This window comes from Polaromonas sp. P1_F6 (assembly GCF_056405695.1).
Map to the genome: position 1 here is coordinate 1 of NZ_JBFUBQ010000020.1, position 2,549 is coordinate 2,549.

A 2,549-nucleotide genomic window follows, 5' to 3' on the forward strand; every position below is an offset into this window, starting at 1 on the left:
CGCGCGCGTGTGCTCGCCGAGCCGCAAGACCTCAAAACCGGCATCCTCGCGCTCACGCTGATCCCCGGCCGTATCCGTGCCGTCCGGTTCTCCGAAGGCAGTGACGCACGCGGCAATGCCTGGACGGCCCTGCCTGCCAAGCCAGGCGACATCCTGAACCTGCGCGACATCGAACAGGCTTTGGAAAACTTCAAGCGTGTGCCCACGGCCGAAGCAGACATCCAGATCGAGGAAGCCAAGGGCGCGGAGGTCCAGCCGGGCCAGAGCGATCTGGTCATCAGCTACAAGCAAGCCTTTCCGTTTCGCCTCTCGGTGTTTGCCGACGACAGCGGATCCAAAGCCACTGGCAAATACCAGGGTGGCGTCACGCTGTCTTACGACAATGCGCTGACGCTCAACGACCTGTTCTATGTATCGCTCAATACCGACCTGGGCGGCGGTGAACCGGGTGGGCGCGGCACGCGCGGCAGCACCGTGCATTACTCGCTGCCTCTGGGCTACTGGACGCTGGGCGCCACCGTCAGCGACAACCGTTACTTTCAGAGCGTTGCCGGCCTCAACCAGGATTACGTTTACCGCGGCACCAGCAGCAACGCCGACCTCAAGCTGTCGCGCCTCGTCTACCGCGACGCCAGCCGCAAAACTACCGTCAGCGCCAAGGCTTTCCAGCGCCGCTCCAACAACTTCATCGACGATACCGAGGTCGAAGTGCAGCGCCGCGTCGTCGGCGGCTGGGAGCTCGGCGCCGGCCACAAGGAGTTCATCGGGCAGGCCACGCTGGAAGGCAATGTGGCCTACAAGCGCGGCACCGGTGCCTTCGGCTCCTTGCCCGCACCCGAAGAGAGCTTTGGTGAAGGCACTTCGCATTTCGCAGTGGTCAATATGGACGCCAACCTCAATGTGCCGTTCAAGCTGGCCGAACAAAGCATTCGCTACAACGCAAGCTGGCGCCTGCAACACGACCGCACGCCCCTGACCCCGCAAGACCGCTTCGCCATCGGCGGGCGCTACACCGTGCGCGGCTTCGACGGCGAATCGTCGCTGAGCGCCGAGCGCGGCTGGCTGCTGCGTAATGAACTCAGCACCGCGCTGGGCGAGAGCGGCCAGGAGGTTTACATCGGCCTGGACCACGGCGAGGTGGCCGGGCCCAGCAGCGAGTTCCTGGCGGGCAAGCGGCTGACGGGCGCCGTGATCGGTTTGCGCGGCAGCTTCAAAAAACTGCAATACGACTTCTTCATCGGCGCGCCCGTCAAAAAGCCCGAATTCTTTCGCACCGCCAACAGCACAGTGGGCGTGAGCTTGAGCGCCAGTTTCTAGCCGCTAGCCGTATTTTCTTCTTTTGATTACTTGAACCCATGACCACTTCTTTGCGCCGAGTATTTTACGGATTTGTTGCGCTCAGCCTGATGTGCATCAGCCACGGGGCATTCGCGCAAGCCTTGCCACAGGTCGATGGCGTACCAGCCTCCACCGAGGCGGCCCTGCCGCCGCCTCCTGCTGTGAGCGGTGCGGTGGACTGGCCTGCACCTGACGCTTCTCTGAGTGCGGGCAACGCTCTCGGGTCCGGTCCCGCCCCCAGAGACGCGTCAAGCCCGTCGACCACGCCGACAGATGTTGGTAAGCCGCCACCGGCATTGAGGGTGACTTACTCTCAGGAGAGTGTTTCAGGCGCGGTGATCAAAGACATCATGGACAACCTGCGAGTGGTGCCTCAGCAGGCTACCAAAAACGCCCTTGGTCAGCAGGTTGTAATCAACGCCGCATTGCTTCTTCTCACGGGTGGGCGCTCGCTCAACGTGCGCGGATTCGGGAAAGAAGATTTCGCAGGAATTGCGCCTGAGGGCGCGGTCGACATGACGAGGTTGAAAAACCCCGCTTCAGGGCTATTGACTGCCGAGCTGGAACAACGCACCTCGCTCTGGCTCGCCGCCCAGGAAAAAACACGGGATATGACGTTCAATCGCTCGCTGGTGGTGAGTGCAGCTACATGGCGTCTGGTCTACAACTCGCTGGATGAGGCTGACACCACTTATCGGCTGCAGCTGGACGCGGAAATCTTCAAGTCCCGCGAAAAACCGTCCTTCATTGCCGGTGCCAAGCGCGGCGGAAAACCTTGCAGCTATCAAAGCGAATTTCGACCCATGGCCGAATGGAAAGCCAATGACTACCAAGCGGTAGTCGACTTGGTACCCCAGGCTGTTGCGTATTGCGCCAGTGCCTTTGCCGCCCAGTTGCCGGACCTGCTCGAACTGCAATAAGCCGCGCGCCTTCGCTGAAGCCCAACCCTTTCAAGCTGACCTCGTACCATGAACAAGAACCTGCACCGCATCATCTTCAATTCAAAGCGCGGCCAACGCATGGTGGTGGCCGACACCGCCAGCAGCCAGGGCAAGGCGGCAGGTGGTGAAACGTCGGGCGTGGCCGCTTCCGTGGATCTTCTGGCCTGCCTGCACCCCCTGCGCCTTGCCGTGCTGGGTGCTGTGCTGTGGCTGCAACCGGCCGTGCAGGCACAGGTCGTTGCAGACCCGTCAGCCCCGGCCAACCAGCGC

3 protein-coding genes are annotated in these 2,549 nt (G+C 62.1%); all 3 read left to right on the plus strand.

The genetic code is table 11. From position 1 onward, the window contains the following. On the plus strand, positions 1-1,317 hold a 1,317-nt coding region (locus AC1DY9_RS23345; RefSeq protein ID WP_477667801.1), incomplete at its 5' end, for a ShlB/FhaC/HecB family hemolysin secretion/activation protein. A gap of 38 nt (positions 1,318-1,355) precedes the next feature. Then, positions 1,356-2,258: a hypothetical protein gene (locus AC1DY9_RS23350; RefSeq protein ID WP_477667802.1), complete on the plus strand. Its 903-nt coding sequence runs from the start codon at positions 1,356-1,358 to the stop codon at positions 2,256-2,258. A 48-nt stretch (positions 2,259-2,306) separates the two neighbouring features. Then, on the plus strand, positions 2,307-2,549 hold a 243-nt coding region (locus AC1DY9_RS23355; protein WP_477667803.1), incomplete at its 3' end, for an ESPR-type extended signal peptide-containing protein.